24 protein-coding genes are annotated in these 25,192 nt (G+C 61.5%); 13 read left to right on the top strand and 11 right to left on the bottom strand.

The genetic code is table 11. The features are described 5' to 3' along the window. Positions 1-24: 24 nt before the first annotated feature. Positions 25-1,383: a tyrosine-type recombinase/integrase gene (locus LQG66_RS26310; protein ID WP_231318551.1), complete on the top strand. Its 1,359-nt coding sequence runs from the start codon at positions 25-27 to the stop codon at positions 1,381-1,383. A 389-nt stretch (positions 1,384-1,772) separates the two neighbouring features. Then, positions 1,773-2,165 carry an aldo/keto reductase gene (locus tag LQG66_RS26305; protein ID WP_231318550.1) on the top strand — a complete coding sequence of 131 codons (393 nt, stop codon included), beginning with the start codon at positions 1,773-1,775 and terminating at the stop codon, positions 2,163-2,165. A 526-nt stretch (positions 2,166-2,691) separates the two neighbouring features. On the opposite strand, the gene LQG66_RS26300 is transcribed toward LQG66_RS26305, so the two are convergent. The 7 genes from LQG66_RS26300 to LQG66_RS26270 all read right to left on the bottom strand — a co-directional run bounded on the left by LQG66_RS26300 (position 2,692) and on the right by LQG66_RS26270 (position 9,817). Then, positions 2,692-4,185, bottom strand: a complete 1,494-nt coding sequence (locus LQG66_RS26300) for an amidohydrolase family protein (protein WP_231318549.1) — start codon at positions 4,183-4,185, stop codon at positions 2,692-2,694. A 74-nt stretch (positions 4,186-4,259) separates the two neighbouring features. Then, complete coding sequence (locus tag LQG66_RS26295; protein WP_231318548.1) at positions 4,260-5,228, bottom strand: branched-chain amino acid ABC transporter permease; 969 nt, start codon at positions 5,226-5,228, stop codon at positions 4,260-4,262. Between the two features lies 1 nt (position 5,229). Then, positions 5,230-6,093, bottom strand: coding sequence for a branched-chain amino acid ABC transporter permease (locus tag LQG66_RS26290; protein ID WP_231318547.1), 864 nt, complete (start codon positions 6,091-6,093; stop codon positions 5,230-5,232). A gap of 20 nt (positions 6,094-6,113) precedes the next feature. Next, the gene (locus LQG66_RS26285; RefSeq protein ID WP_425601360.1) at positions 6,114-6,851 is read right to left on the bottom strand and encodes an ABC transporter ATP-binding protein; all 738 of its coding nucleotides are present in this window, start codon (positions 6,849-6,851) and stop codon (positions 6,114-6,116) included. A 4-nt stretch (positions 6,852-6,855) separates the two neighbouring features. After that, positions 6,856-7,596: an ABC transporter ATP-binding protein gene (locus LQG66_RS26280; RefSeq protein ID WP_231327945.1), complete on the bottom strand. Its 741-nt coding sequence runs from the start codon at positions 7,594-7,596 to the stop codon at positions 6,856-6,858. A gap of 131 nt (positions 7,597-7,727) precedes the next feature. Then, positions 7,728-8,996, bottom strand: a complete 1,269-nt coding sequence (locus LQG66_RS26275; protein ID WP_231318545.1) for an ABC transporter substrate-binding protein — start codon at positions 8,994-8,996, stop codon at positions 7,728-7,730. 134 nt (positions 8,997-9,130) lie between these two features. Beyond that, positions 9,131-9,817 (bottom strand): DJ-1/PfpI family protein, encoded by a 687-nt coding sequence (locus LQG66_RS26270; protein ID WP_231318544.1) that lies wholly within the window; start codon positions 9,815-9,817, stop codon positions 9,131-9,133. 92 nt (positions 9,818-9,909) lie between these two features. On the opposite strand from LQG66_RS26270, the gene LQG66_RS26265 reads away from it, so the two are divergent. Further along, positions 9,910-10,848 (top strand): GlxA family transcriptional regulator, encoded by a 939-nt coding sequence (locus LQG66_RS26265; RefSeq protein WP_231318543.1) that lies wholly within the window; start codon positions 9,910-9,912, stop codon positions 10,846-10,848. Positions 10,849-11,006: 158 nt separating this feature from the next. Then, entirely contained in the window at positions 11,007-11,720 is a 714-nt protein-coding gene (locus tag LQG66_RS26260; RefSeq protein WP_231318542.1) for a DJ-1/PfpI family protein, read from the top strand. Positions 11,721-11,776: 56 nt separating this feature from the next. Here the strand turns inward: LQG66_RS26260 and LQG66_RS26255 are convergent, their stop codons facing one another. Next, entirely contained in the window at positions 11,777-13,471 is a 1,695-nt protein-coding gene (locus tag LQG66_RS26255; RefSeq protein WP_231318541.1) for a thiamine pyrophosphate-binding protein, read from the bottom strand. Between the two features lie 44 nt (positions 13,472-13,515). After that, positions 13,516-13,758, bottom strand: coding sequence for a hypothetical protein (locus tag LQG66_RS26250; RefSeq protein ID WP_231318540.1), 243 nt, complete (start codon positions 13,756-13,758; stop codon positions 13,516-13,518). Between the two features lie 164 nt (positions 13,759-13,922). Here LQG66_RS26250 and LQG66_RS26245 point away from each other — a divergent pair, with 164 nt between their 5' ends. Then, positions 13,923-14,375 carry an Lrp/AsnC family transcriptional regulator gene (locus tag LQG66_RS26245; protein ID WP_231318539.1) on the top strand — a complete coding sequence of 151 codons (453 nt, stop codon included), beginning with the start codon at positions 13,923-13,925 and terminating at the stop codon, positions 14,373-14,375. A 381-nt stretch (positions 14,376-14,756) separates the two neighbouring features. Here the strand turns inward: LQG66_RS26245 and LQG66_RS26240 are convergent, their stop codons facing one another. Further along, positions 14,757-15,014 (bottom strand): hypothetical protein, encoded by a 258-nt coding sequence (locus LQG66_RS26240; protein WP_231318538.1) that lies wholly within the window; start codon positions 15,012-15,014, stop codon positions 14,757-14,759. 55 nt (positions 15,015-15,069) lie between these two features. Here LQG66_RS26240 and LQG66_RS26235 point away from each other — a divergent pair, with 55 nt between their 5' ends. Next, a complete protein-coding gene (locus LQG66_RS26235; protein WP_231318537.1) occupies positions 15,070-16,536 on the top strand; it encodes a M20/M25/M40 family metallo-hydrolase in 1,467 nt (488 codons plus the stop codon). Between the two features lie 11 nt (positions 16,537-16,547). Here the strand turns inward: LQG66_RS26235 and LQG66_RS26230 are convergent, their stop codons facing one another. Continuing rightward, positions 16,548-17,453, bottom strand: coding sequence for a LysR substrate-binding domain-containing protein (locus LQG66_RS26230; protein WP_231318536.1), 906 nt, complete (start codon positions 17,451-17,453; stop codon positions 16,548-16,550). A 101-nt stretch (positions 17,454-17,554) separates the two neighbouring features. On the opposite strand from LQG66_RS26230, the gene LQG66_RS26225 reads away from it, so the two are divergent. The 7 genes from LQG66_RS26225 to LQG66_RS26195 all read left to right on the top strand — a co-directional run bounded on the left by LQG66_RS26225 (position 17,555) and on the right by LQG66_RS26195 (position 25,181). After that, positions 17,555-18,721, top strand: a complete 1,167-nt coding sequence (locus LQG66_RS26225; RefSeq protein ID WP_231318535.1) for a trans-sulfuration enzyme family protein — start codon at positions 17,555-17,557, stop codon at positions 18,719-18,721. Positions 18,722-18,756: 35 nt separating this feature from the next. Continuing rightward, positions 18,757-19,596 (top strand): transporter substrate-binding domain-containing protein, encoded by an 840-nt coding sequence (locus LQG66_RS26220; RefSeq protein WP_231318534.1) that lies wholly within the window; start codon positions 18,757-18,759, stop codon positions 19,594-19,596. Then, a complete protein-coding gene (locus LQG66_RS26215) occupies positions 19,593-20,243 on the top strand; it encodes an amino acid ABC transporter permease (RefSeq protein WP_231318533.1) in 651 nt (216 codons plus the stop codon). The genes LQG66_RS26220 and LQG66_RS26215 overlap by 4 nt, the downstream gene beginning before the upstream one ends. After that, positions 20,240-21,016, top strand: coding sequence for an amino acid ABC transporter ATP-binding protein (locus LQG66_RS26210; RefSeq protein WP_231318532.1), 777 nt, complete (start codon positions 20,240-20,242; stop codon positions 21,014-21,016). The genes LQG66_RS26215 and LQG66_RS26210 overlap by 4 nt, the downstream gene beginning before the upstream one ends. A 476-nt stretch (positions 21,017-21,492) precedes the next feature. Next, positions 21,493-21,879, top strand: coding sequence for a DUF2946 family protein (locus LQG66_RS26205; RefSeq protein ID WP_231318531.1), 387 nt, complete (start codon positions 21,493-21,495; stop codon positions 21,877-21,879). Between the two features lie 46 nt (positions 21,880-21,925). After that, positions 21,926-24,310: a TonB-dependent siderophore receptor gene (locus LQG66_RS26200; protein ID WP_231318530.1), complete on the top strand. Its 2,385-nt coding sequence runs from the start codon at positions 21,926-21,928 to the stop codon at positions 24,308-24,310. 40 nt (positions 24,311-24,350) lie between these two features. Then, entirely contained in the window at positions 24,351-25,181 is an 831-nt protein-coding gene (locus tag LQG66_RS26195) for a DJ-1/PfpI family protein (RefSeq protein WP_231318529.1), read from the top strand. The last annotated feature ends 11 nt before the right edge of the window (positions 25,182-25,192 follow it).

Raw genomic sequence — 25,192 nt, 5'->3', positions numbered from 1 at the left:
CCGTTTTAGTTTTGGAGCGCTCCGATGGCCGATGTCCGCCTCCTGCTGACCGACAAGGAAATCGCTCGCCTGCCGACCCCGAACGAGGGCTGGTACCTGGCGCGGGACACCGAACTGAAGGGCTTCTTCGTCGTCGTCGGAAAGCGGAAACGAACCTTCACCGTCCAAGGCGACCTCCGCGAAGACGGCAAGCGAGCGACGTCCGTCCGGGTCGCAATCGGCGACGTCAAAGAGCTTTCGACAAGGACGGCCCGCGCGACTGCCAAGGAATATCTTGCTCAGATCAGCCGGGGTCAGCACCCCAAGCCCGGATCGAAACCGAGTCGCATCGCGGGCGGCGGTGACGGCACGACGGCGCACCAGTCCGGCGGCATCACGCTGAGGCAAGCTTGGGAGCGATATCGCGACGCCCACATGATCCGAAAAGGCCGCAGCGAGCGCACGATCGAGAGCTATCGGGATCACGTGGAGCGGATCTTCGCCAATTGGCTCAATACGCCATTGGAGGATCTGGGCAGCCATCCGGCAAAGGTGGTCGAGAGGCATGACGAAATCACCAAGGCGAACGGACCCTATATCGCGAATGGCAGCATGCGGACTCTCCGAGCCATCTATGCCCACGCCCGCAAAGCCAACAAGACCTTGCCGCCGGATAATCCCGTCGGGGCGATCGACTGGAATGGAGAGAAGCGACGCGACACCGGCATGGGACCAGGTGACCTAAAGGCCTGGTTTGCCGAACTATCCGCCTTGGACAATCCGATTCGCCGCGAATTCCATCTCTTCACGCTGCTTTCGGGATGTCGGCCGACCGCGCTACAGGAAACAACTCCCGGCGATATCGACTTCAAAAGGCGGATCTTGCACATCCCGAGGCCTAAGGGCGGCTCGAAGCGAGCCTTCGATATTCCCCTGTCGCGCGAAATGATCCGCTGCCTGATCCGAGTCATGCGCTTTGGACATCAGATGCATCCGTCGCACGCCCGGGCGTGGATATTCCCGGCCGACAGCGTATCGGGACATATCGTCGAGCAGAAGGAAGATCGGGCCACGCTGTCGAAGTGGGGTAACGATCTACGGCAGAGCTTTCGCACCATCGCAGCTGCAGCTGGCGTATCGGAGTTCGATGCAAAGCTGCTGATGAACCATGCAATTCCAGGCGTGAACGCTGGTTACATCACTCGCCCAAAATTGCTCGAGGATCACCTACGACGACAACAACAGGCGATCAGCAGCGCCGTATTTGCGGCATTGAATACGAATAATCCAAGCATCCGTCGATGGCTGAAATCCACCAGCTCGCAAATTCTCAACGCACAAGTCCCTATTATTAATAACGACGCGCGGGCGGAACAAGGACAGTCGTCAGCGACGGCGGCGTAGCAAGAGTGCGCTCAGTGGTTGAGGGGAAGGCGCACCACCGATACCGACTTTCGCGTGCCATCCGCGGGGAGGGCACGACGGGCTCAGCCTCTTGCAGAGGTTGGAGCTCGAAGCCGGCGTTGAACTAGTTTTCACGAGTATGCAGCGAGGGAGAGCGTCCGCCAAATTGCGCGCTCCAAATCGCAGTCGGAGATTTAATCCAGGGCCGCGCTATACTTCTTTCAACTCGCCGCCTCTTTCCGCGACAAAGCCGGGCAGAGCTTCGATCCACATCGCCGGCTCCGGCGCCAGACCGGCAGCTCAACAATCGCGTCAGCGAGTCTTTCAAGGTCTTCGGCGCGATCGAGTACAAGCGCGACGACGAGCGGGCCTATTGGGGAACGCCCCTAGTGCCGGTTGCCTTCTCCGGGCCGTTTGCCAGGACTGGCGGCGGCGCGCTGTCCGGCAAGTACAATGGCGACAAGCTGCCGGCGGGCGCGCGTTTCAGCAACTACCTCAAAATGGGCGGCCGTCAGGCAACGATGGCGCGACGCTTCGTCAACGACAAGACCCTGACCTCGACCGAGCGCTTCGCCGCGATCGCCGCGGAAGCCGGGATCTCCGTGGTCACGCTGGCCACGGCGTGGAGCAAGCAGCATGACTTCGTCGCCTCGACCATCGTCGGCGCGACACATCCCGACCAGCTCGACGATATCCTAGCGGCCGCCGACCTGACCTTGGACGCGGATGTCCTCACCAAGATCGACGCAGTGTCGAAGGAGATCCTCTACCCGATGGGCTGAAGGTTGAGACGTTCGCCCGCATCCGCGATTGGGGTATCGTCTTCACTGAGGCGCTGGCGGAGAGTGTGTCCGCCACACCTATCAATCTAAGAATTTGATAATATGCAGTTTTGGACTTGGCCTATAGAGTTCGACACCCGGATTAATACCCGGCCTTACCCAAACCCCATTTTCACGATACCCTCCTGCAAGGTAGTGGCGATTGCCGTTGCGGAACTGCCCCTCATTCCGGCCGCTTGTAAGGCCACGGTACCGTAACCGAGAGGTTCGCCGCTAACGAGATCGGCCGCGTGACGCCCCGCGTTCCAGTCCCGCCTACCCCGGCCCGTCTGTCGTCCCAGTTTCCATTCTCCGTCGTCCTTCTCGAAGGTCTCGCCGACACGGAGCCATCGCAGCGTTCCGGCACCTTCAGCAGGTCCGTCGACGCACTTGCCTGAGCAACTCGCGGCTTCGAGCCGGATCTCACGATCTTGGCCGAAACACCGTATACCGGCCTCCTCGGTCGCCCCCCGCGGTTCGAGCTTGATCAGCGCTCCAGGCGCCTTCGAACGGGCCGTCCTGGGCGAGCGGCAAGCGAAAGTTCGCCATCTGAAATGACACTTTCGCCATTCACCAGCAGATGCGCGACGCCCTGGCTTGGCGCATTCATGTGATGGAAATCGGCGCGATCAGACAGCCGATTGAGGTCGAAAACGACAAGATCGGCATCGCAGCCGGGCTGCACGCGTCCCTTGGTCCGCATCTGCGGCGTGCCAGGCTCCAGAATCTGGGCAGGTATCAAACTGCACTTGCGAATGCCATCGATCAACGACATCTCGCGGCGCTCATGAACCCACTCGCGCAGAAACTTAGAAAACGTGCCGGACGAGCGTGGATGCGACGTCGCGTCGGCCGGGAGCGGCCACTCGTCGCCGGTGTAGGTGGTACCATTGGCCAGCGTCCACGGCATGGCATCGGACGCGATGGCCCCACCGGGAAACATGACGGCGATATCAAGCAGGTCTCGATGCCACGGGTTAACCGCCACGTCGAGGAAATGCAGCAGCACCAGGGCGCCGGGGTCCTTCGATTGGCAGTCGACCAAGTCCTCCCGATTTCGAAGCCGACGACGATCGACCAGAAGCTCGATGCTCCCATAGTCCGATCCCATGCGTGCCGCGAAGTCGCGATCCGAGAAGAACTCGGCGCTCACTACGGTCGATCCTGTTCCGTACGGGTAGGCCTCGACCGTGACCTTCAACCCTTGCAACTGGGCGGTCGAAACCAGCCTGGCCGCCCGCTCCACGTCGTGAAGGCTGGTGCTGTTGAAGTGGCAAATGTGCATATGCGCGCCGGTCGACCCTGCGAGTCCGATGAGCCGGGTATAGGCATCGATGGAGCTGCGCGGATCAACATTGGACATGTACGCGATATGGGTAAATGTCGGCACGCCTGAATGCGCGGCGAGCTCGCAGAGCTGCGATAATTCCTTCATACCCGTCCCGGGAGCATACCCATTTGGAAAACCTATCCCGAGTCCCCCTTCTCGCAAACCTGTATCGACCCGGTCCAGGATATCGTCCAACTCCTCGGGGCTCGCCACGTTGTCGATCCACCGCCTGTCGCCTGTCGCGCGGCCCATGCCTTCAAGACCTGGGGCGACCTGCTGCGCGGTCATCGTCGCGATACGGCCGAACACCCAGCCGACCGATGCGCCATAGTTGAGAACCCGTCCCATATGGGCCTGTTCCGCATACCATCTTCCAACCGGAAGGACCCCAAGCTCGAGCTCCAGCGCTGTGGTTACGCCATCAAAAGCCTGCATGCGATCGGCCGGGATCGATTGTCCGTGCGCATGAATGTCAATGAAGCCGGGGCTGACGATCAGGCCTTGCGCATCGATCGTATCCTCGCCGGCCTCCAGCCCATCGCCGACGATCGCAATCTTGCCGTCCTTGATTGCAACGTCAGCGATTCCATTGAAGTTCGTCTCCGGATCGATCACTCGTCCGCGGCAGATGACCAGGTCGTATTTGCTCATCTATTTCCGTCCCATGTGGCGTCGATCAGAACGCTCTGAAAATGCTCGGCTTTCCTAACAAAATGGGACCGTCGTCAAAGCGACCGGTTTCCAATTCGAGCAATTTCACCGACGATGCCGCGACGGAACAAAAGCACACAGGCGACAAAGATCACGCCCTGGATCACCTGCACCCACTGGCCGAAGCCGGCCAGGTATTCCTGCATGGCCACGATCACGAAGGCGCCCACCACCGGCCCGAACACCGTGCCAAGACCACCCACCAGCGTCATCAGCACGATCTCGCCGGACATGCTCCAGTGTACGTCGGTCAGCGAAGCATTCTGCGCCACGAAAACCTTCAGCGCGCCGGCCAGACCGGCCAGCGAGCCCGAAAGGATATAGGCGAGCAGCTTGTACTGGTCCGTCTTGTAACCCAGCGAAATCGCGCGCGGCTCGTTCTCGCGGATCGCTTTCAGCACTTCGCCGAAGGGCGAATTGATGGTGCGGTAGATCAGGAGAAACCCGCCGAGAAACCCGACCGTCACGACGTAATAGAGGGTGGTCGACTTGGAGAGATCGAGGACGCCGAACATGTGTCCTTGCGGGATGCCCTGAATTCCGTCTTCGCCGTGGGTGAACGGGATCTGCAAGTAGATGAAGTATAGTAGCTGCGACAATGCCAGGGTGATCATCGAGAAATAGATGCCCTGGCGCCGGATCGAGATGTAGCCAGTAACGACGCTGAGCGCGCAGGCGGCCAGGATACCGACGATGATGCCGAGTTCGGGCGGCAGACCCCATACTTTCAGTGCGTGCGCGCTGCAATAGCCAGCCGTCCCTAAGAACATCGCGTGCCCGAACGACAGCAGACCGCCATAGCCGATCAGCAGGTTGAAGGCGCAGGCGAGCAGCGCAAAGCACAGCGCCTGCATGACGAAGAACGGGTAGATCCCCGTCCAGGGCACGATGGCGAGCAGCGCCGCCATGATGACGAACACGATCATCTCGTCGCGCATCGCGCGCGGGGTGATCGGCAGAGTCTCGTCGGTGATCGATGTCATGTCAGGCCGCCCGTCCGGTCAGACCCGTCGGCTTCACCAGCAGCACCAGGACCATCAGAACGAAGACCACGGTGTTGGAAGCCTCGGGATAGAAATATTTGGTCAGTCCCTCGATCACGCCGAGAGCAAAGCCGGTGATGATGGAGCCCATGATCGAACCCATGCCGCCGATCACGACTACCGCGAACACGACGATGATCAGGTCGGCGCCCATCAGCGGCCGCACCTGGTTGATCGGTGCCGACAGCACGCCGGCGAGCGCGGCGAGGCCGACGCCGAGGCCGTAGGTGAGCGTGATCATACGCGGCACGTTGATACCGAAGGCGCGCACCAGCGTCGGATTCTCCGTCTCCGCCCGCAGATAGGCGCCGAGCCGGGTCCGCTCGATCAGGAACCAGGTCGCCAGACACACCACCAGCGAGAAGATGACCACCCAGCCACGATAGACGGGCAGGAACATGAATCCGAGATTCATGCCGCCGCGGAGCTGATCAGGGATGGCGTAAGGCAGGCCCGAGGAGCCGAAATAGTTCTGGAAGATGCCCTGCACGATCAGCGCGATGCCGAAGGTGAGCAGCAGGCCATAGAGATGGTCGAGCCCGGCAAGCCACTGCAGCAGGGTGCGTTCCAGGATCATGCCGAAGATGCCGACGATGACCGGCGCTAGCAGCAGCGCCCACCAGTAGTTGATGCCGCCGATGTTCAGCAGGAAATAGGCGCAGAACGCGCCCATCATGTAGAGCGCGCCATGGGCGAAGTTGATGATGTTGAGCATGCCGAAGATCACGGCAAGCCCGAGGCTGAGCAGCGCGTAGAACGAGCCGTTGATCAGTCCGACCAGAAGCTGTGCGTAGACGGCTTGCATCTTTCTCCCACCTTGTTGCCTCAGACGCCGAGATAGGTGTGCAGCTTGTCCTGGTTCGCCGCGAGATCGGCGTTGGAGAAGCCGTCAATGACCTTGCCGTGCTCGACGACGTAGTAGCGGTCCGCCACCGTGGAGGCGAAGCGGAACTTCTGCTCGACCAGAAGGATGGTGAAGCCCTCCGTCTTGAGCCGCGCAATCGTGTGACCAATCTGTTGGATGATGACCGGCGCCAGCCCTTCCGTCGGCTCGTCCAGCATCAGGAAGCTGGCGCCGGTGCGCAAGATGCGCGCGATCGCCAGCATCTGCTGCTCGCCGCCCGACAGCTTGGTACCCTGACTCTTCAGCCGCTCCTTCAGGTTCGGAAACAGCTCGAAGATCTGGTCGAGTGTGAGCCCGCCCGGCCGCACGACCGGCGGCAGCAACAGGTTCTCGCGTACGTCGAGGCTGGCGAAAATGCCGCGTTCCTCGGGGCATAGCGCCATGCCGAGCCGCGCGATCTCGTCCGAGGTGGCGCGAATGATCTCTCTGTCGCTGAAGCGCACCGAGCCCGTGCGCTTGCCCAACATGCCCATGATCGACTTCAGGGTCGTGGTCTTGCCGGCGCCGTTACGTCCAAGCAGGGTGACCACTTCACCCGCATTCACGTTGAAGTTCATACCGTGTAGGATGTGGGACTCGCCGTACCAGGCCTGGAGGTTCTTGACGTCGAGAATGGTGCCGCCGTGGGCGCCGCTCTCGGCGATTCGGGTCGCCATCATCAACTCAGTCATGTCCGGCTCCCAGATAGGCTTCCTTGACGCGCTCGTCTTTGGCCAGGTCGGCGTAGTTGCCTTCCGCCAACACCTGGCCACGGGTCAGCACGGTGATGACGTCGGACAGGTTGGCGACAACGCTCAGATTATGCTCGACCATGAGGATGGTATATTTAGCGGAGATGCGCTTGATCAGCGCGGCGATCTTCTCGATGTCCTCGTGCCCCATGCCGGCCATAGGCTCGTCCAGCAGCATCATCTCGGGATCGAGCGCCAGCGTGGTCGCGATCTCCAGCGCTCGCTTACGTCCATAGGGCATCTCAACCGCTGGCGTGTTGGCGAACTCGCTCAGGCCGACGTCGTTCAGGAGCTCGTGGGACCGGCCGTTGAACCGGTTGAGCACCGTCTTGGAGCGCCAGAAGTCGAACGATTGCCCGTGCTGGCGCTGCAGCGCGACACGGACATTCTCCAGGGCCGTCAGGTGAGGAAACACCGCCGAGATCTGGAAAGAGCGGACCAGGCCGAGGCGCGCAACATCCGCTGGCGCAGCGGCTGTGATGTCCCGTCCCTTGTAGATGATCCTGCCCAATGAAGGTTGCAGGAACTTGGTCAGGAGATTGAAGCAGGTGGTCTTGCCGGCGCCGTTCGGACCGATCAGCGCGTGGATGGTGCCGCGGCGGACCTTTAGTGAAACGTCACGGACAGCAAAAAAGCCTTCGAATTCCTTCGTGAGGCCGTGGGCCTCGATCATAAACTCGGTCACGGACCTATCGCACCCAAAACGAGACAACCACGGCGTTCTCTACGATCGGCCTCAGCCGCAACTGGCGGCGGTGCCCCGCGCATGTCGAGGCGCCCGCCGGGCACTTAGTTCCACGGCCCCTAGTTGCCTTGCGCCTTTAGCAACGGGCACTCGCTCCGGTTCAGCGGTTCATAGGCGTCGGCCGCCGCAATCTTCTCGATCACCTTGTAGTAGTCCCATGGCGTCGTTATCTCTGACGGCTTCTTGACCTCAACAAGATAGAAATCGTGGATCAGCTTGTTGTCGGCACGCAGCCGAGCTCCCCGGGCGTAAAAATCGTCAACTGGCAACGCCCGCATTTTGTCTAGAACGGCCTGGGTCTCATCCGTTCCCGCGGCAGCCACCGCCTTAAGATAGTGTGTCACAGCCGAATATACCGAGGCCTGCGGTGCGGTCGGCATGGCGTTGTGACGTTTGTAGAACCTTTGAGCGAATGCGCGCGTCTCGTCGTTGAGAGCCCAATACCAGGCCGTGACCGTCGTAAGCCCCTGAGCCGTCTCGGCGCCCATGCCATGGACATCCGTCAGGAACATGAGCTCGGCCACGGGCTTCTGCGACCCGGTATTCATGCCAAACTCGTTCCACTGCTTCATCGAGTTGACGAGTTGTGTGCCCGCGTTGGCAAACGCCACAACTTTGGCGCCGGAGGCCTGAGCCTGCAGCAGGAACGAACCATAGTCAGCATTTCCCAACGGATGGAATACAGCGCCGAGCGATTTTGCTCCCATCTCAGCAAGGACACGCTTGGATTCGTCGATCATATTGCGTCCGAAGGCGAAATCGGCAGCGATGAAGAACCAGGTATCATATCCCTCGGACACGAGTCTTCGTACCGATCCGGTAACAAGGTTGTAGTTGTCATGTAACCACACCAGGCCGGTCGGCGAACATTGCTTGCCGCCGATCTCGGTGGTCCCCACGGCCGCATACGCGACGATCTTTTTCTTGTCACGTGCCACCGACTGGATGGCCAGTGCGACCGCCGAGTTGCCAACGTCCGCAACCATATCGACACCGTCGACGTCGAACCATTTCCGCGTGATCTGGACGCCAATATCAGGCTTGTTCTGATGGTCGGCGACCACGATCTCAACCTTCAAGTCCGGTTTCGATTGCCGAAAGTCTTCGATGGCCATCTTGGCTGCAACGACGGAGCCTGGCCCGGCCAGATCTGATAGCGGTCCCGTTTGATCATTGATGATGCCGATCTTGACCGAGCCATCGGAAAGATCCGCGGCGCGCCCCCGCTCCGCTATCGTGAACGGACACAGCACCAAGGCAACCCCCAACATCCACCGCCGAAGCTGGACATGCCGCGATCGGTACTCAGCAACTCGATAGTTCACCATATGCCCGCCCTTTCCAGTCACGCGAAAAATTCAACAATGATCTCCCCTTGGCCCGGCGCTGTTCTACGCGCCGAACCTGGCCCCCACCTTGTCGTTCGCTCCTGGTTGTTCCGGGCTGCCTTACTGGCACCTCGTTATATGCTGGTGCCGACAGCTCGCCTGACGAACTCCAGCCGTCGCGCCTGGGCAGGTGCGACCCGCTCCTTCATGGCGGCGAGGACCTCCGCCGGCGCCGTCTCCGGCGAGCCTGCATTGAACGGGGGTGCGGGATTGTACTCCATGCGAAGCTGGATCATTTCGGCCGCCTGCCGGTTGATCAACATCGAGACCAATGTCAGCGCGAAGTCGATCCCCGCAGTGATACCGCCGCCCGTTATTCGATTGCGATCGACGCATACACGTTGTCGCGATACCGACGCTCCGAAGAACGGCAAAGCGTCCACGGCTGTCCAGTGCGTGGCCGCCTCGTAGCCCTTCAGCAGTCCGGCCGCACCGAGCACCAGCGAGCCGGTACAAACGGACGTGACGTACTTCGCGCCCTTCTCCTGCTTGCGCAGAAATTCGAGGACTTCCTCGTCCAGCATCAGCTCATCAGTGCCAAAGCCGCCCGGAACGCAAATCACATCGAGCTGCGGGCAATCGGCCATCGTCGTGGTCGGCGTCAGCGCGATCACGGAGTCACTCGGTACCGCTTCAATGCGTTTCCAGATCAGATGCACGGCCACATCCGGCAGACTGGAAAAGACCTGGGCGGGACCGGTTAGGTCGAGTTGAGTGACGTGGGGAAAGACCAGGAGACCGATCTGCAACGGGTTCGACATTTCTCAACCTTGAAATCGCGCTTGACGAAGTAAGTCTGTCATGATGGCCTTTGGCTCGAAATGGCTTATTTCCCTCAATATTGGACATGCTCATGATCGGCTTCCTGATCTTTCCCGATTTCCAGTTGCTGGACGCGGCTGGACCGATCTCGGTCTTTGAGATCGCGAGACGTCAGATCCGAAACGCACCCACAGTGCAGGTCATTGCGATCGCGCCAGGCCCTGTACGCAGTTCTTCCGGCACCGAGATGCTGGCTCGCGGCCTGCGGCCCTCGAGTAGAATCACCACACTATTTGTTGCTGGTGGAGAGGGGGTCGACGCCGCGCTACGCTGCAAGTCGACGATTTCCTTTATACAAAAGATGGCCGGACGCGGCGTCCGGATCGCAAGCGTTTGCTCCGGGGCGTATCTGCTCGCCGAGGCGGGCATTCTGGACGGTCGCCTTGCAACGACGCACTGGTCGCTCGCACCTGACTTCATTAAACGCTATCCCAAAGTCAAACTCGAGGCGGACCAGATTTTCACCAGGGATGGCGGCGTGTGGACATCGGCTGGGGTCACCGCGGGGATAGATCTCGCGCTCGCCATGATCGCCGAAGATCACGGCGACAAGATTTCGCAGGCGACAGCGCGGCAACTCGTGCTCTATCATCGCCGCAGCGGCGGACAATCGCAATTCTCTTCACTCCTCGAGCTGAAGACACCGAATGGCCGTTTCGGCGGCCTGCTGTCCTGGGTGCGCGAGAACCTCGACGCGCATTTGACAGCAGAGACCCTTGCCGAACAAACCGGATTGAGCACGCGACATTTCGTCCGCACGTTCATCGCCGAGACGGGGTCGACACCCTCCAAAGCCGTGGAACGGTTGCGGGTCGAGGTGGCGCGGGAGCGGGTACAATCCTCGGGCGAAGCAATCGAGCACGTTGCGCAAACCACGGGATTTCGAGATCCCGAACGGATGCGCAGAGCGTTCATTCGCGCATTCGGTCAGCCTCCGCAGTCGCTGCGACGCGCGGCGCGCCTCGCCTGACTTGCGTGAGCGACCGATCGGAGCATTGCCAGGATGCCCCGACGCTCGCGTAAGTTCTTCCAGCAACGCTGAGTTGGCGTGAAACGAGGGAAACTCGCCGTTGTGCTTCGGCTTCTCAGCCTTGAAGATCAGGCTTCTGAAGCGATAGAGGTGCCCTCTTGACTGCAACCCCCTTAGAGATCGGCCTCCTGTTCTTTCCCGGCATGACCCAGCTCGACGTCACGGGACCGTTCGAAGTGTTGGCGCGTCTTCCCGGAGCGCGGATTCATCTGCTGTGGAAACGGATTGAGCCGATCACGAGCGATGTTGGCCTGACGTTGCTACCGACCACCGCTTTCGCGGATTGCCCACAACTGGATGTCCTCTGCGTCGGCGGCGGGCCCGGCCAGATGGCGTTGATGGACGATTTGGAGGTCATGACCTTCGTGGCGAAGGCCGGCGCGACCGCGCGCTATGTCACATCGGTTTGCGCGGGCTGCTTCATCCTTGCGGGCGCGGGTCTTCTGGACGGCTATCGGTCGGCGTGCCACTGGCTCTCGCGTGACCAGCTTGCAATACTCGGCGCGATCCCCGTCGAGGACCGTATCGTGGTGGACCGCAATCGCATCTCCGGCGGCGGCGTGACAGCCGGGATAGACTTCGCGTTCCAGGTCGCCGCAGAGCTATGCGGATCCGAGGTCGCCAAGCGCCTGCAGCTGATGCTGGAATACGATCCGAAGCCACCTTTCGATATCAATGAGCGGAATGCACCGCCTGAGATGATCGCGGAGATCCGTGCATCCGCGCGTTCCATGCTCGATGAGAGGCGGCGATCCAACGAGCGAGCCATGGCGCGCCTCCGCGCCGGACACGTGGATAGCCGGACGGCGTAGGGCCGCATGTCGGACGTTCTTGCAAGCCGACTGCAAGTCCCTAACATCTGCTGATCCTAGTCAGCGGTGATGATCACTTCGATGAGATTCGGCACGCCGCTCGCAATTCCCGCTTCGATGGCGGCCGCGACGTCCGCCGGCCGGTCGACGCGCTTGGCAGGCAAGCCCATCGAGCGGGCCAGAGCGAGATAGTCGACCGCCGGATTGTCGATCTCCATCGCCAGATAGGAGTTGGCCTGCGCCGACAGATAATGCGTCTGCGACTTCATGAAGTTCTTCAGGACGTTGTATTCGCGATTGTTCATGACGACGAATGTGACGGGCAGCTTCTCATGGGCTGCGGTCCACATCGCCTGCGGCGAGTAGAGAGCCGCACCATCGCCAACGAGCGACACGACGGGCGCCCTGTCCAGCCCGAGCGAGCAGCCGACAGCGGCCGGCATGCCCCAACCCAATCCCCCGCCGCGCAGAAACGAATACTGATTCGGACTCGCACTGTCGAGAAACCTGCGGACGTGGGCGGACGTGGCGATCGCCTCGTCGACGATCGCCACGTCCGGTCCGATCGCACGGACCGCCTCTCGTGCGGCGACGAGCGGCGACACCGATGCCTGCGCCAAGCCGGCATCGGCGATCGATGCCAATTTGGCGCGCTGCACCTGGCGCCGCCCGGCTAAATTCGCCACGAGCTTTGAATAGGCGCCCGCATTGGCCTTGGTGGCTTCGCGCAGTACAGGCAGCAACACCTGAAGCGACGCCTTGATCTCTCCCATGACCGACAGGCGCGTCGTATAGGTTCGTCCGAGATCACGGACGTCTGACGACAGCTGGAAAACGTCGCAACCGGGAGGGACAGCCGACCCCTCGGTGTAGAGGATCGTGATCAGTGACTTCCCGCCCAATGCGAAGATCGCATCGTAGTCCGAGAGGATCTCCGCGATCGATCGCGCCATCGTCGGCAGATTGCCCGACCAAAGCGGGTGCGATGTCGGGTACGGGATCCGCGAGGGCCAAGACGATCCATAGACGGGAGCGCCGAGAATTTCGGCGAGAGCGACGACCTCGGAGGCAGCCTGACTGGTGTAGATCTCGTCGCCGGCAATGATCGCCAGCCGACCGGGCCTGATTTCCGCGAGGTGCGAGGCAAGCAAGCCTAGCGACCCGGCGGTGAAGCTCCGGTCAATATTCGATGTGCCGGAAATGCCGATCGTGCTCATTTCTTCCATCACGTCCATTGGAAATGAGAGGAAGACGGGGCCGCTGGGTGCCGCATTGGCGTCGTGAAAGGCGCGTCTGACAAGAACCGGGAGTTGATCAGCACTTGCGATTTCGCGGGCCCATTTGACGGCGGGCTCCGCGATCCGGACGAGGTCGCCGAACAGCAGCGGATCGCTGATCGTGTGGCGCGAATCCTGCTGGCCAGCCGAGACCACGAGTGGCGTCTGCGAGACGCTCGCGTTCAGCAGATTTCCCATTCCGTGGCCGAGGCCGCCTGCCGTATGCAGGTTGAGAAAAGCCGGCCGGCGGGCCGCCTGCGCGTAGCCATCCGCCATCGCGACGACAGAGGCTTCCTGAAGCCCGAGCACGTAATGGATGTCGGGCGTCCGCACCAACGCGTCCATCAATGGAAGCTCCGTCGTCCCCGGATTGCCGAAGATGTATCTGACGCCTTCGCTTTCAAGCACTTCGAGCAATACCTCAGCGCCTCGACGCGCATTCACTTTGCCGACCTGGGCAACACCGCTGTTCATCAGGATCTCCGTTGAGGGCGCTTCGCGCACGCATTCGCTGCCGGCTATTCGAACGCGACGTGACGTACACCTGGATGACGCGTGAGGCGCTGGACGAGGTTGTCTTTCTCGATCGCCGGGACGGCCGCGAACTCGAGGCGCGCAATGGCTCCGGAGCAGGCATCGCTCCAGCTGACGCGTTTGAGCGTCGCACCGAACCGCTGCAGGTCACCCAGTATCCGCAGCAGGCTGTCGCTACCGGACGACAGTTCCGCAATGATCTTCAATTCGCCGCTGTCCAAGTTCAATGCGCTTGCTCCGCCGTCTACGATAAGATTATCTTGGTATGGCGCGTTGGGTTGTGCTTATTCTTTGAATGAATTGGCTTCACTACAGAACAAGATCAGGAAAAATGCGAACCAGACAGAATGTACGTTCTGACGCAAATCGTGGATCGGAAATCCTGGACAGCATGGATCGCAGGATTTTGTCAGCCCTGCGGGAGGATGGACGGCTCACCATGACGGAATTGGCGGCACGCGTCGGGCTTTCCCAGTCGCCATGCTGGACCCGTGTCAAGCGACTGGAGGCGTCAGGAACGATCGAAAAATATGTCGCGCTGCTCGACCACAGGGCTATTGGACTTCCAAACATCGTCTTCATAGAAGTCACCCTCGACAAACATGACGAGAAGGTACTCGAGCAGTTCGGTCGATCGCTGGCGAAGATGCCGGAGGTGATCGAAGCCCACCTCGTTACAGGAGACTACGATTACCTCGTCAAGGTTGCGGTCTCCGGAACCGAGCATTACGAACGCTTTCTGCGCGAGAAGCTCTACCGCATTCCGGGTATCCGTCATTCTCGCAGCACATTCGCGTTGAGAGCTCTAAAGCAGATGGCTTCGGCGGACCCTATGGTTCAATAGCAAGAGGCCATGAAAACAGGAAAGCCAATCGCCTCACGCATCTCCCTCAAGAGCGACCCGGAGGGGCTGCACTTGGCTTGCTGAACTTATTCGTTGCGTGGACTCAATTCGCAACTCGTTGCATACGGTCTGATTTTATTCCTTCGGCAACAGTTTAATGCCCAGCGCCGGCTCCTTTTAATCCACCAGCAATTTTCTGCCTGCCAGGAATCTCGATCCAGCGATGAACGCCGCTCTCGCATTCCTGCACGGCAGAAAATATAGAACCTCGCTCAGCGTCAGCGCGCGTGACAGATGGACCACAACCATGAATTCGTCGTATTACTCGTTGGGCAGGTGACCACTACGCGACACCTCCTTCTTGACGCCCTCGTTATACTGTCAATTTTCGTTTGAATCATCGGCGATCGGTCCTGCCCACGGGACGAAGCCGTCGAGATAAGATCGCTTGGCGTTGTCGACCCTATATCCGTAACACACCTCGCATAGATAGGCGCAGCCTGTGACGGCGAGAGCAGCATCCATGGTGACGACGAACGCGCCAACGTCGATGCGCTCAGGCATGGTGAAGCGTTCGTGACCGATGCAAGCAGGCCCGTCCCATAAATCCGAGACATGGAGCCATACCTGAGCGGCCATTGCGCAGCTTCCGGCGGCGACCGACGATCAAGCCCTCATCCAGGAAGGCGGTTGCATGCTTGTTAGCATCTCTAGAATTGTCGTCATCCAGCTTCTCGCCTTCGGGCTGCAGATGAACGTTGTGTCAGCCGCTGAGCCGCAAGCAAATGTATCGGGCGATGTGGTCTCCATGCTCAAGACGCTCATCCGCTACGACACCACCAACGCGCCAGGAGATACCCGCGAGGTCGCGGCCTATCTCAAATCGGTGTTCGATGTCGCCGGCATCCCCAATGAGATCATCCTGGCCCCGAACGGCAAGGCCGCCCACTTCATTGCCCGCCTGAAGGGAGATGGTCGCGAGCGTCCCGTGCTGCTGGCTGCCCACACCGACGTAGTGCCGGTGCAGCGCGAGCGCTGGAGCGTCGAGCCGTTCGAGGCGATCGAGAAAGACGGCTTCGTCTATGGCCGCGGCGCACTCGATAACAAGGGCTCGGTCGCGGTCTACGCCCAGGCCATTCTGAAGCTTGCCAAGGACCCCGCGCCACGCACACGGGACGTGATCTTCCTCGCAGAAGCCGACGAGGAGCAAGGCCAGTTCAACACCAACTGGCTGGCAGAGCACCATTGGGACAAGATCGATGCGGAGTTCTCGCTCAATGAGGGCGGCAGGACGGTTCTGATGCCGGATGGGCGAATCCAGCAGTTGCAGATCAGCTACGCCGACAAGCTGACGCTGAACCTGAAGCTGAAGGCGCATGGCCCGACTGGCCATTCGTCGCGTCCTCTTCCGGTGATGGCCAGCGCCAATGGCCAGTTGATCACCGCGTTGGCAAAGCTACAGTCTCATGAAACTGCGGTGCGGCTGTCGCCCGAAATCCGTACCTATCTCGAAAAGTCCGCCAAGCTCAGTGCGCCTTCGCTGGCTGACGCCATTGCAAGGCTCCTCGCCGCCAAGGACGCCCCCGCGGAGCTGGCTGCCGCTCGCGACGTCGTTGCCAATGATCCCGGCGGCTGGGGGATCGAGGGGCTACTTCGCGACACTCTCGTCATCACCGTGCTCAATGCGGGCCAGAAGCCGAACGTCATTCCGGGCGATGCCGAGGCCGTGCTGAATGCGCGCCTCCTGCCCGGCATCACCGTCGAAACGTTCATCGCCGAGTTGCGGCAGGTGATCGACAATCCCGGAATCGACATCGAGATCCTGAGCGCGCGGCCCAAATCAGAGATCGCCGGCTTCTACGCCGCTTATGCCAGGATCGCCCCCTCAAATCTCAAGACCGCGCTGTTTGACGCTATCGAGGACAGTGCTGCGGCGATGTGGCCCGGCGTCAGCATCCTGCCGACGCTGCTCGTTGCCAGCACGGACGCGACGCCTTGGCGCAGGCGCGGCGTGCCGGTCTACGGCATCGGCGCCGTGCCGTCGGATCCGAACAGCGCGAGCCGCATCCACGGCGATGACGAACGCGCAGGGGTCGCTGCACTCAGGCAGGGTGAAGCTTTCGTGTACGGCATCCTCAAGCGAATCACAGCACCATCCTAGGTGAGTTCGCCCTAACCCGGATTGAGCTTGATGCCGAACTGCGGTGCGACGCGGCGCAGTTCGGCAATGAACGAGCGATGCAGCAGCGATGGCGGCGTGTTGTCGCGAAACACCAGCACCTCGCGGAATTCCACGACGGGCCGCATCGGCCGGGTCACGAGGCCCAGTTCCTTGAAGCCAGCCGCTGCGCATGGGTTGACCATACCAATGCCGACACCGGCCAGCACCAGCGCACAGACCGTGCTGGAGCTCGGCGTCTCGACGACGATCCTTGGCCGGACGTCGCGCTTCTCCAGCACCTGTTCGAGGCGCTGACGGGCCTTGTCTTCCGGTGCCAGCGCAACGAAGGGACAGCCCTCGATGTCCTCCGGCGTGATGGTCTCCTTCAACGCGAGCTCATGTCCTGGCGGCAACGCGCAGACGCCGTGGCTGCGGCCGAAGTGCTCGTGATGGATGCCGGTCAGGTCGACCTCGTCGGCGGCGATTCCGAGGTCGAAGCTGCCGCTCGCGACGAGCTCACGGACAACCGACGAGGCGCGGATCTGCAGCGTGACGGGAACGCCGGGATGGCGCTTGTTGAAGGCGTGGATCGCCTTCGGCATCAACGTATTTGCGAAGGCCGACAGCGACGCGATGCGGATCGCGCCGGCACCGAAGTCCCGAATCCGCGCAGCCTCCGCACGAATCCGGTCGAGGCCGACGAAAGCACGATCGACCTCGGTGAACAACAGCCGCGCCTCAGCCGTCGGCGACAGCCGCCCGCCCGAGCGATCGAACAGGGCAAAGCCGACCGAACGTTCCAGCTCGGCGATGGCACGGCTGACCGCGGGCTGCGTGATGTCAAGCAGCTCGGCCGCGCGCGATGCGGATCCAGTCAGGATGACGGCTCGAAAGGTCTCGATCTGGCGGTAGTGCATGTTCTCCCGTCCCATAAGCTGGACGCATACGATGATGCATCTACTTCAATTGTAAGCATAGGCTGGCAAGGTAGCCTTTGGCCATTCCAAACGAGGCTTGCATGCACGATCTGACCTGCTGCGTTCAGCACCCCGCCGTATCCCACGAGGGCTTCTCGTCACTCGCGGTCCCCACCTATCGCGCATCGACGATCGTCTATGACGACCCGCAATCCTTTGCGAAACGTTCGGAGCGCGGGCTCGACGGCTACACCTACGGCCTGCACGGCACCCCGACGACCCGCACGCTGGAGGCGCAGCTCACCGCACTTCACCGCGGCGTCCGCACCATGCTCGTGCCATCGGGACAGGCCGCAGTCGCCGTGACAATGCTCGCGGTGCTGCTGCCAGGACAGAAGGTCCTGATCCCCGACACTGCCTATCCTCCCGTACGCAGGCTGTGCGAGGACTATCTGGCGCCGCGCGGTATTGGACATGCGGTCTATGATCCCCTGATCGGCGAGGGCATCGCCGATCTCATCGATGCGCAGACCCGGCTGGTCTGGATGGAATCTCCGGGCTCGGGAACGATGGAGGTCCAGGATGTCCCCGCCATCGCCAGGGCCGCGCGCGCGAGGGGCGTGCTGACCGGCTGTGACAACACCTGGGCAGGTCCGCTGCTGTTCAAACCGCTCACCCATGGCGTCGATTTCGCGGTGGAGGCGCTGACAAAATATGTCGGAGGGCATTCCGATCTGCTGCTCGGCTCGATCACCGTGAACGACCTCGCCTTGCGCAAGTCCATCAAGGACGTGCTGCGCATGGTGGGTATCGGCGTGTCGCCCGACGAGGCGGCGCTGGCCCTCAGGGGCATCGAGACGATGGGCGTTCGGATGACACACACAGGCCGTGTCGCCAGGCAGTTCGCCGAACGTTTGCAGAATTCGCCGGTCGTCAGCCGGGTGCTGCATCCGGCACTTGCCTCCTGCACCGGCCATCACCTGTGGGCGCGGGATTTCGCCGGGTCTAGCGCGGTGTTCAGCATCGTCGTGAAGCCCGAGTTCAAGGAGCGGCTCTATCCCGCGATGGCCGGGCTGAACGTGTTCGCCATCGGCGCCTCATGGGGCGGCACCCGCAGCCTGATCGCTCCGATGAGCATCGCAGGCGACCGCACCGTCCGGCCCTGGGACGCATCGGAAACTCTGGTGCGCATCAGTGTCGGCCTCGAGGAGCCTGCCGAACTCTGGGCCGACCTCGAGAGATTTCTCGCCGCCATCACCGCAAACTGACGCCTCCCCCCCCCCGAACAGCAAAGGATGAGCCGATGAACGTTCGCGCCGCGTTGATCATGGCCGTTGCCGCCGTCATCGCCGTCGATGCGGCCGTCACGACCGGCCGGGCCGATGATGGCAGGCTCGTCGAGATGCGCACCACCGGGACAATGCGGGTCGGGGTGACCCTGACCAGTGCGCCCTGGACCTTTCTCGGTGGCGACAACAAGCCCGCGGGCTATGACGTCGAAGTCGCCCGGGAGGTCGGCCGCCGGCTCGGAATCGCCAACGTCGTGTTCATCGGTGACAGCTTCAAGAACTTCATCGAAGGCCTGCGCACCAACAAATACGATGCTGTCTTCAACGACCTGACCCCGACGCCGGAACGAGCCACGCTGGTCGACTTCGCCGAAGCCTATGGCGTCGAGGATTTCCGCATCTTCGTCAAGACCGGCAATACGACGATCAAGGCTCTCGAGGACCTCAAGGGCAAGACTGTCGGCGTCACCACCGGCACGACTAACGAGACATGGGCACGCGCGAACATCCCGCAGGCGAAGATCGCGGGCTATGAGAACGGCAGCTTCATCTTCCAGGACCTCGGCTTCGGCCGGGTCGACGCCACCATCATCTCGCATTTCGGTGGCCTGCGTTATGCGAAAGCGACCAATCTCGGCGTCACCGAGATCGGAGGACCGCTGACCTATCAGCTGTCCGCGCCGGCCATCCGCAAGGGCGAGCCTGCCCTCAAGGCGGCCATCGACGGGGCCATCCGGGAGATGCTCGCCGACGGCACAATCGATCGTCTCGGCGAGACCATCATCGGTCATGACTACAAGATGTCCGATGCCATCGCGAAAGCGAAGGCCGAGCAGGCTGATGCGAAGCCATGATGGAACTGTTGGTCCGGGCCTGGCCCCTGCTTGAGACGGCCGTGCCGATGACGCTGTTTCTCGGCCTCTCCTCGTTTTGCCTCGGCAGCGTGCTGGGCTTGGTCATCGCCTTTCTTCGCCTCGCTCGTGCGCGCCTCATCCGCTGGACTGCCTTTGCCTACGTGTCCGTCTTCCGCGGTACGCCACTCTTGGTTCAGATGCTCCTGATCTATTTCGGCCTGCCTCGGCTCGGCCTTACGCTCGATCCGTTGTCCTCGGCGATCCTGGCGCTGACGCTGTTCTCGGCCGCCTATCTCAGCGAGAATTTTCGCGCCGGCATCCTCTCGGTCGACAGCGGGCAATGGGAGGCAGCCGCGTCGCTGGGTATGGACCGTTATAGGACCATCAGCCGCATCATCCTGCCGCAGGCCCTGCGGATCGCGCTGCCTCCGGTCGGCAGTCGCCTGATTGCCCTGATGAAGGACACGTCTCTCGCATCTGCCATCACGGTGGTCGAGGTCACGCGAGTGGCCGAGCAGGTCGGCGCGGCCTCGTTCCGCTATCTGGAAATGTTCCTCATCGCCGGAGCAATCTATTGGATCATCAATCAGTTCCTCACAGTGGCGCAGATGCTGCTCGAGCAGCGCCTGTCGAAGCACGTGCAATGAGCGCAAGCGACCAAGCCGAATGCGCCGTCTCGATCCGCGGGCTCCAAAAGCGCTTCGGCACGGTCGATGTATTGCAAACGATCGACCTCGATGTCGCACCTGGCGAGGTCGTCGTGCTGGTCGGCCCTTCCGGCTCGGGCAAGACGACGCTCCTGCGCAGCATCAATCTGCTCGAACGGCCCAGCGCCGGCCGGGTTACAGTCGGTGGCGACACCTTGAGCTTCGCGCCTGGCGTCCACACCACGCGCGCCGAAACCCTGCTGACGCGACGGATCCGGCTCAAGACCGCCATGGTGTTTCAGGCCTTCAACCTTTTTCCACACATGACCGCACTGGCGAACGTGGCCGAAGGTCTCATCAGCGTGAAACGGCTGGACCGTGAGAGCGCCCACGCGGAGGCGCTGGGCCTGCTGGAGCGGATGGGACTAGGGAGCAAGGCGAATGCCTATCCCGCGACACTTTCCGGCGGGCAGAAGCAAAGGGTCGCGATCGCGCGCGCCCTGGCGATGCGACCGCAAGTCATGCTGTTCGACGAGCCGACCTCGGCACTCGACCCGGAACTGCGCCGCGAGGTCTTGAGCGTGCTGCGCGACATCGCGGCCGGCGGCATGACGATGGTCGTGGTCACCCACGAAATGGCGTTCGCGCGGGAGATCGCCGACAAGATCGTATTCATGGAGAATGGTCGCATTCGCTTGTCCGGATCGCCCGATGCGTTCTTCGGCAGCAAGGATCCGCGGATCCTGCAGTTCCTAACGGCAATCCTGGCGTAGCTATGGTCCCCTTAAACGCTGACCATCAACGGCACGCCAGACTCTACGCCGGCAGTGCCCTGCCCCAGAACGCAAAATCCTTCGCGGCAAACTACACAGCCTTGGGCTCACTGAGATCGCGAAGTTTACACCCCCAAGGTGCGCTGCGGCGTTCGAAGCTACTTATTGTGTCGCCCGCAGCCACGTACTCGTCCGTCGATATCCAACGGAAGAGATTTGCTCCATCTCCTCAAAGCTCGGCAATAGCGCCACGGGCTACATGACCGCGTAGAAGTTGACTGCCCGGATTCGGGGGGAGTTACCGCATGACCCGTCAGAATCCTCAGTGCTTCTACGATCGACCCGCGTGACATTTGAGAGACAGTTGGCGCGCATTTTCGTCTGGGTCGCTTGGTGCACTCGCGAGCAAGGTCGGTGCCGTCGACTCTCCTCTCGCACCATGATTAGGTCCAGGTACTCCAACGAGGCAGTGACTCGTGCGGCAACGGCTGCAACTCCATATCCCCGCGTTTTTGTTGGCGCTGATGATGCAGATCATCGCGCCCGTCGCGGCGTCATGGGCAGCGGCTTCTGCCGTCTCCGATCCATTGACCACCCTTGGCGATATCGCGATCTGCCACTCCGGGAGCGGGGAAGCCGGCAGGCAGCCTGACCAGACCGACCGCCATGTCCACGATGGTGTTTGCGCCCTGAGCTGCCTTGCGGCGCATGCCAGCGCAACACTGGACACGCCAAACATCGCCGTTGCCGCGCCCTGTCGATCGCCGTCGACCGTGGTCTGGCACAACATGGCCCAAGACCTGGAGGGCTCGCTTAAGGGCACTCAGGCCAAGGCGCGCGCTCCTCCTTCATCGAACTCCTGACTTTTCCAAAAATCGCAAGATCGTTGCGGCCGGCCGGCCGCAATTGATGCTGTTGCCGACCGTTGGCGGGCCGTGCGCCCGAGTTAGAGAGATTCAGATGTTTCGCTTTCGTGCCTTGGGAGGCGTGAGCTTCGTTGCCCTTCTCGCCGTTCCCGAAGTCGTTCTTGCCCAACCCTCAGAACTACCCGGCGTGACTGTCCAGGCACCAGGCCAGACACGACCTGCTGCCGCGATCGTTGCCGGAAACAGGTCGGGCACCAAACAAGCGAGGCGCGCAAGCGCAAAGCCCACGGCACCAACAGCTGCGGACAAGCCACTCCCAAATGCCCTCGGAACGTATAATCCAGCACTGGATTTGCCGGGTCTCAAACTCCCGCCGGGAACCACGCTGACGACCGCGGGGCCCGTCGATGGCTATCGGGCGCTGTCTGCGTCCTCCGCAACCAAGACGGCGACGCCGATCGAGCAGGTCCCGCAGTCGATTCAGGTGATCCCCAGAAGCGTGATCGCGGACCAGAACAACGTCACGGTCACCGAGGCCATCCAGAATGTCTCCAACGTGCAGGGAACGAATACGCTCGCAATTGGCACCACGGGACCTTTTGGCCAGACCACCATTCGCGGTTTCCTTGCCCAACAATATCTCGACGGCATGTTCAACATGTACAACGTCGGCGACCGCGATTCGCTTGTGAATGTTGAACGGATCGAGGTGCTGAAGGGACCAAATGCCATCCTGTATGGCGGCGGAGCCGGGAGCCCGCTCGGTGGCGCCATCAACATCGTCTCGAAGCTGCCGACAGACAAGGCAAGCCTGGAAACAGGTGTGACGTTTGGCTCGAAGAGCTACGTGCAGCCGTATTTTGACGTCAACCAGCCGCTTTCGCCCGACAAGACCGTGCTGTTCCGGTTCACGGGCGCTTATACGTCAAACAACACATTCGTCGATGTTGTGCATCAGGACCGCTACTCGCTGAATCCAACGCTGACACTGACGAATAAGGAAGACACGACGCTGACGATCCAGGGGCGCCTCTCGCGGCTCGAGCAGCAGGCCTACCAGGGCTTGCCGGCGGTCGGGACCGTGGCGGGAAGCTTCCGCCTCAATCCGGATCTCTACATCGGCCCCTCGAACATTCCGAAGAGCTACAGCGAAGTGAAGAGCGTCACAGCGACGTTCGACCACAGATTCGATCCCATCTGGTCCTTCAACATCAAGGCACGCTGGGCGGACCAGAACTTCGATCAGAGGAGCCAGACGACACTCAGCGCGGCACCGGATTTTCCGCCAACCACATGGGCCCTGCAGAATATCGAGCTCTTGCAGAAACAGCGGGAGATCTCCGTCAATCCCAATCTGGAGGCGCGGTTCAGGTTGGGACCGACCAACAACGTCTGGCTCACTGGCGCCGACTACAGCCGCATCACGGATCGCGGTCACATGAACGCCGACCTCGGCGTTCTGCCGGTTGATCTGTTGAACAGCCCCATGTTCCCGACGCCGTACACGGACCCCAGCACGGCCTCGCCGACGTTTTTTTTGTATACCGACATCAATAGCGTCTACACCACCAAGGGCCTCTACACGCAATTGCAGTCGACGATCTACGACCGGCTTCATATCCTCGCCGGCGTGCGGCTCGCCAGCATCAATATCGACTATGTCGAAAACTACCCGTTTAGTTTGGGCGTCTTCTCGCCGACACAGTTCGGGTCCGACACGACCAGGGCTCTGCCCCGGGCCGGAGCCGTTCTCGATCTTGTTCCGGGACTTTCGGTCTACGGCAGCTATAGCGAGGGCATGCAGGCATCGACCTTCACTCAAGCCTTGAACACCAACGTTCAGCCTGAGACATCGAAGCAGGTCGAAGGCGGCTTCAAGTTCAACATCAACGACCAGTTGACCGGCACCGTGGCGGCGTTCGACATCCGGCGCCAGAACGTGCCTGTCGTCATTGGCGTCGGCGTCGGGGCCCAGTCTGCGCAGGAATCCAAGGGCTATGAAGCCGACTTGATCTGGCAGCCCACCAGGAATTGGAAGGTGATTGCCAGCTACGGTCACACCGATGTCAGGTACTCCGACTCGAATTCGGGAACGCCGCAAGGCAACAGGGTCCCCGGCGTGCCCGAGGATTCAGGCCGCTTCTGGGTCAACTACACCTTCGACTGGCCCGCTCTCCGAGGCTGGAGCGCCGGCGCTGGTGTCTATGTGGCGTCCTCGCAGTACGTCGACAACTTCAATCTCTACAAGACGCCGGGATATTTCACCGTCGACGCCAAGATCGCCTATGAGACCGAGCACTGGCGGGCATCCTTCAATGTCAAGAACCTGACCGGCCAGAAATATTTCGTGCCCTTCACCTGGTTCGGCGGCCAGGTGGCCCCGGGCGACGGCCGCGCCTTCTATGGCACGCTGTCCTATCGATACTGATATCGTCGTCTCGGCTTATCACCGTCAAGGGAGTGAACGAATGATATCGAAACGAGACCTGCTTCTCGCCTCTGCCGCAGGCCTCGCCACGGCGGGTCTGCGGTCCGCTCCGGCCGCCGACGTCGCGGCCGGAACGACGACCGCTCATGACATGTCGCAAGTGCCCGCGAGCTGGATGGGAAAGGAGCAAATCGCCTTCCTCGTCTATCCGGAGTTCACGGCCCTCGACATGGTCGGGCCGCACGCCATGCTGACCGGCCTCATCGGCGCGACGACCCACATTGTCGGCAAGAGCCGGGACATCGTGAAGAGCGACACGGGACTCATGTTTCAGCCGAGCACGACCTTCGATGAGTGTCCGCTCGACCTGGACATCATCTGCGTCCCCGGTGGCTCGACCGGCACGCTCGCCGCCATGCAGGACGACGGCACGCTTCGCTTTCTCAGGGATCGCGGATCGCGCGCCAAGTTCGTCACCTCGGTCTGCACCGGTTCATTGCTGCTGGGAGCGGCCGGACTTTTCACCGGCTACAACGCGACGTCGCATTGGGCGACAGTTTCGCTGTTGCCGCTGTTCGGCGCGACGCAGAGCGACGACAGGATCGTCCGCGACCGCAACAGAATCACGGCCGGCGGCGTGACCTCGGGTATCGATTTCGGCCTGTCGCTGGTCGGGCAGTTGCGCGACAGGCAATATGCGGAGTCCGTTCAACTGATGGCTCAATACGCGCCAGAGCCGCCATACGACGCTGGAACGCCCGCAAAGGCTCCGGTTGAGGTATCAAAAATGATGACCGAGATGTTCGTCGACTTCAACAAGCAGGCCGAAAAGGTCGCCCGACAGGTTTATCCCAGATACCGCAATGGCTGAACGTCGGATGG

Source organism: Bradyrhizobium ontarionense (assembly GCF_021088345.1).
GTDB classification, from domain to species: domain Bacteria; phylum Pseudomonadota; class Alphaproteobacteria; order Rhizobiales; family Xanthobacteraceae; genus Bradyrhizobium; species Bradyrhizobium ontarionense.
The sequence above is the reverse complement of the archived record's forward strand: the minus strand, read 5'-3'. Positions and strand labels throughout refer to the sequence as shown.

What these genes read in the sequence shown, in the direction of transcription:
- LQG66_RS26310 (WP_231318551.1), top strand. Translation starts at nt 25, where the DNA reads ATGGCCGATGTCCGCCTCCTGCTGACCGACAAGGAAATCGCTCGCCTG.
- LQG66_RS26300 (WP_231318549.1), bottom strand. Translation starts at nt 4,185, where the DNA reads ATGAGCAAATACGACCTGGTCATCTGCCGCGGACGAGTGATCGATCCG.
- LQG66_RS26295 (WP_231318548.1), bottom strand. Translation starts at nt 5,228, where the DNA reads ATGACATCGATCACCGACGAGACTCTGCCGATCACCCCGCGCGCGATG.
- LQG66_RS26290 (WP_231318547.1), bottom strand. Translation starts at nt 6,093, where the DNA reads ATGCAAGCCGTCTACGCACAGCTTCTGGTCGGACTGATCAACGGCTCG.
- LQG66_RS26285 (WP_425601360.1), bottom strand. Translation starts at nt 6,851, where the DNA reads ATGATGGCGACCCGAATCGCCGAGAGCGGCGCCCACGGCGGCACCATT.
- LQG66_RS26280 (WP_231327945.1), bottom strand. Translation starts at nt 7,596, where the DNA reads ATGATCGAGGCCCACGGCCTCACGAAGGAATTCGAAGGCTTTTTTGCT.
- LQG66_RS26275 (WP_231318545.1), bottom strand. Translation starts at nt 8,996, where the DNA reads ATGGTGAACTATCGAGTTGCTGAGTACCGATCGCGGCATGTCCAGCTT.
- LQG66_RS26270 (WP_231318544.1), bottom strand. Translation starts at nt 9,817, where the DNA reads ATGTCGAACCCGTTGCAGATCGGTCTCCTGGTCTTTCCCCACGTCACT.
- LQG66_RS26265 (WP_231318543.1), top strand. Translation starts at nt 9,910, where the DNA reads ATGATCGGCTTCCTGATCTTTCCCGATTTCCAGTTGCTGGACGCGGCT.
- LQG66_RS26255 (WP_231318541.1), bottom strand. Translation starts at nt 13,471, where the DNA reads ATGAACAGCGGTGTTGCCCAGGTCGGCAAAGTGAATGCGCGTCGAGGC.
- LQG66_RS26245 (WP_231318539.1), top strand. Translation starts at nt 13,923, where the DNA reads ATGGATCGCAGGATTTTGTCAGCCCTGCGGGAGGATGGACGGCTCACC.
- LQG66_RS26240 (WP_231318538.1), bottom strand. Translation starts at nt 15,014, where the DNA reads ATGGCCGCTCAGGTATGGCTCCATGTCTCGGATTTATGGGACGGGCCT.
- LQG66_RS26235 (WP_231318537.1), top strand. Translation starts at nt 15,070, where the DNA reads ATGCTTGTTAGCATCTCTAGAATTGTCGTCATCCAGCTTCTCGCCTTC.
- LQG66_RS26230 (WP_231318536.1), bottom strand. Translation starts at nt 17,453, where the DNA reads ATGCACTACCGCCAGATCGAGACCTTTCGAGCCGTCATCCTGACTGGA.
- LQG66_RS26225 (WP_231318535.1), top strand. Translation starts at nt 17,555, where the DNA reads ATGCACGATCTGACCTGCTGCGTTCAGCACCCCGCCGTATCCCACGAG.
- LQG66_RS26220 (WP_231318534.1), top strand. Translation starts at nt 18,757, where the DNA reads ATGAACGTTCGCGCCGCGTTGATCATGGCCGTTGCCGCCGTCATCGCC.
- LQG66_RS26215 (WP_231318533.1), top strand. Translation starts at nt 19,593, where the DNA reads ATGATGGAACTGTTGGTCCGGGCCTGGCCCCTGCTTGAGACGGCCGTG.
- LQG66_RS26210 (WP_231318532.1), top strand. Translation starts at nt 20,240, where the DNA reads ATGAGCGCAAGCGACCAAGCCGAATGCGCCGTCTCGATCCGCGGGCTC.
- LQG66_RS26200 (WP_231318530.1), top strand. Translation starts at nt 21,926, where the DNA reads ATGCTGTTGCCGACCGTTGGCGGGCCGTGCGCCCGAGTTAGAGAGATT.
- LQG66_RS26195 (WP_231318529.1), top strand. Translation starts at nt 24,351, where the DNA reads ATGATATCGAAACGAGACCTGCTTCTCGCCTCTGCCGCAGGCCTCGCC.